Source organism: Variovorax sp. 20P10.2.4 (assembly GCF_058244205.1).
In genome coordinates this window covers 1-2,855 of record NZ_JBZAYE010000809.1, presented here as the reverse complement: position 1 = coordinate 2,855, position 2,855 = coordinate 1, and the positions used below count along the sequence as shown (strand labels likewise).

At 71.6% G+C, this 2,855-nt stretch carries 4 protein-coding genes; 1 reads left to right on the top strand and 3 read right to left on the bottom strand.

Annotation, left to right across the window (positions count from 1 at the left end; translation table 11 throughout):
* Together AC27VN_RS37895 and AC27VN_RS37890 are read right to left on the bottom strand one after the other, a co-directional pair.
* Positions 1–163: rhodanese-like domain-containing protein (locus AC27VN_RS37895; RefSeq protein ID WP_490879990.1), on the bottom strand; the 163-nt coding region annotated here is incomplete at its 3' end.
* Positions 164–197: 34 nt separating this feature from the next.
* Positions 198–788: a cysteine dioxygenase family protein gene (locus tag AC27VN_RS37890; protein WP_208510171.1), complete on the bottom strand. Its 591-nt coding sequence runs from the start codon at positions 786–788 to the stop codon at positions 198–200.
* 106 nt (positions 789–894) lie between these two features.
* Here AC27VN_RS37890 and AC27VN_RS37885 point away from each other — a divergent pair, with 106 nt between their 5' ends.
* A complete protein-coding gene (locus AC27VN_RS37885) occupies positions 895–1,767 on the top strand; it encodes a LysR substrate-binding domain-containing protein (RefSeq protein WP_093340640.1) in 873 nt (290 codons plus the stop codon).
* A gap of 7 nt (positions 1,768–1,774) precedes the next feature.
* Here the strand turns inward: AC27VN_RS37885 and AC27VN_RS37880 are convergent.
* On the bottom strand, positions 1,775–2,855 hold a 1,081-nt coding region (locus AC27VN_RS37880; protein ID WP_490879989.1), incomplete at its 5' end, for a diguanylate cyclase domain-containing protein.

Below are 2,855 nucleotides of genomic sequence, written 5' to 3'. Positions count from 1 at the left end.
GCAGCAGGCGCGGCGCATCGAGCTCGAGCCGGCTGAAGGGCAGCGGCACGCCGTAGAACAGGTGCGACTCGCCGTACTGGCCGTGCTCGCGCACGTCGAGCAGCGCGATCTCGCCGCCGTCGTGCAGCCAGCGCTTGAGGGTCTTCGGGTCGATGGAGGTCATGGGGAGCGGAAAGGAAGGAAGCGAGGGAGCCGGCTCAGCGCCGCGTCTGCACGCCGATGCCCATGGTCTGGCAGGTACCGGCCGCGAGGTCGTAGGCGGTACGGCGGTCCAGCGTCTCGAGCGCGCGGCCGTACATGTGGAGGTGGCGGATGGTCTGCTCGCCCTGGATCTCGACCGAGTGGATGTCCTCGGGCATCAGCGCGATGCCGGCGCCGGGCGCGACCACCACCAGCGCGGTCTCCTCGAGCCGGCCCACGCCGGGCACCGAGCCGTCGTCCAGCCGCTGGTAGACGCGGTTGTGCTCGGTGCCTTCCACCGCGGCGATGCAGGCCCAGGTCGTGTGGTTGTGCGGCACGATGCGCTTGCCCGGGCGCATCACGTTGAGATAGAGCGCATAGCTCTGGTCGGCGTCCTCGGCGATCAGGTAGCGCGCCTGGTGTTCGCCGGGCTCGGGCGGCGGGTAGTCGCCGGCCTGCCAGTACTCGGTGCGGGCGGCCAGGCCCTGCAGCGCTTCGAGCACCTCGGCCAGCTTCTCGCGCGTCGGTTCACCGCCGTCGATGGTTTTCTTCATCTGGCCGATGGCGTTCTGGACGGCCTCGCGGCGCGGGGCGGATGCGGTGCTCATGCGGTTTCTCCTGTGGGGATGCCTGATTTCTGTGCAGCCACTGTAGTGAGCCCGGCGCTGCCGAACAATCCAGCACGGGCGCAAAACACATCAATAAAATTAATGGATGCCCACGCTCGACCTCGAACTGCTGCGCACGCTCGCGGCCGTCGTCACCCATCGCAGCTTCGCCGCCGCGGCGGTGCACCTGGACCGCACGCAGTCGGCCGTCACGCAGCAGATGCAGCGGCTCGAGGAGCAGATCGGCCATCCGCTGTTCGCGAAGCAGGGCCGGCAGAAGCGGCTGACCGAGCACGGCCAGCGCCTGCTCAACTACGCGCACCACCTGCTGGCGCTCAACGACGAGGCGCTGCGCAGCCTGCGCGAGGGGCAGCTCGAGGGCAACCTGCGCATCGGCGCGCCGCACGACGTGGCCGAGACCATGCTGCCGCTGCTGCTGACCGAGGTGGCGCGCACCTCGCCGCTGCTGCAGCTCGACATCCACGTGGCGCGCAGCCCCTACCTCATGACTTCGCTCAAGCGTGGCGAGGTCGACATGATCATCTCGAACCGCATCGACACCCAGTTCGAGGGCGTGGTGCTGCGCAACTCGCCGACCGTGTGGCTGTGCGCCGCGGGCTATGTGCACGACCGCGCGAAGCCGGTGCCGCTGATCATGGCCGACGGGCCCAGCATCTTCCGGCGCATCGGCCACGAGGCGCTCGACGCGGCCGGCGTGGCCTGGACGCCGCGCTACACCTCCTCGAGCCTGATCGGCATCAAGGCGGCGCTGCGCGCGGGGCTCGGCGTGACGGCGCGCGGCGTGGAGCAGCTCGACGCGGGCCTGCGCGTGCTCGGCGTGGGCGACGGCATGCCGCGGCTGCCCGACCTGGCCTACCATCTCTACGTGCGCAGCCACGTGGTGAACCCGGTCACGCGGCAGGTGTTCGAGCACCTCAAGAAGCACCTGCGGCTGCCGCGCACCGACGCGGCGGGCTGAGCGGCGCTCAGCGCACCGCGGACAGGGCGTGGCCGTCCTGTTTGGCGCGGTACATCGCCTGGTCGGCGGCCGCGAGCAGGTCGCGCGGCGTCTCGCCGCCGCTGCCCAGCGCGATGCCCACCGACACGCCGATCAGCGTGCTCGCGCGCGCCAGCTGCAGCGGCTCGGCGATCGCCGCGATGCAGCGTTGCGCCAGCACCTGCGCGCCCTGTTCCACGGGCTCGGCGAGGCCGGTGGCGAGCAGCACGAACTCGTCGCCGCCGATGCGCGCCACGGTGTCGGTCTGCCGCACCAGGGCCTGCAGCCGGCCCGCGATCTCGCGCAGCGCGAGGTCGCCGGCCTCGTGGCCCAGGGTGTCGTTGAGCCGCTTGAAACCGTCGAGGTCCAGGTAGAGCACCGCCACCTGCTGCCCATGGCGCGCGGCCTGGGCCAGCGCCTGCTGCAGCCGCTCGTCGAGCAGCTTGCGGTTGGGCAGGCCGGTCAGCGTGTCGTGATGGGCCAGCCGCGCCAGCGCCTGCTGGTTGTCGACCAGCTTGGCCAGCAGCCGGTTGAAGGCCTGCGTCAGGTGGCCGATCTCGTCGTCGCGCACCACGCGCAGCGGCGCCAGCGGCAGCTCGCCGCGCGTCATGCGGTCGGCCTGATCGGCGGCGCGCAGCAGCGGGCGCAGCAGCCAGGTCATGATCAGGCCGATCACGATCAGCACCATCGTCACGGCCGGCGCGCGCTGCTGCAGGATGAAGGCCTGCATGCGCGCCACCGGCGCCAGCGCCTCCGACACCGGCAGCCGCGCCACCACGAACCAGCCGGTGGTCGGCACCGAGGCGATGGCCGAGATCTCGTCGATGCCCCTCGCGTTGCGCGTCGTGCCGCTGCCGCGGTAGCCCGCCATCGCGCGGTCGTGCAACGGGTTCACGCCGTCGGGCGGGGTGGGGGTGAGCATCATCGTCGCATCGGTCGAGGCGACGAACAGCCGGTCGCGCGGCGAGATCACGAGGATGCCGCCGGCCTGGCCCACGCGGCCTTCGAGCAGGTGGTCGAGCAGGCCGTCGGCCGTGAGGTCGGCGGTGCCGAGCAGCACGGCCACCATG

Coding starts and splice junctions, on each gene's coding strand:
- AC27VN_RS37890 (WP_208510171.1), bottom strand. CDS start 788: ATGAGCACCGCATCCGCCCCGCGCCGCGAGGCCGTCCAGAACGCCATC.
- AC27VN_RS37885 (WP_093340640.1), top strand. CDS start 895: ATGCCCACGCTCGACCTCGAACTGCTGCGCACGCTCGCGGCCGTCGTC.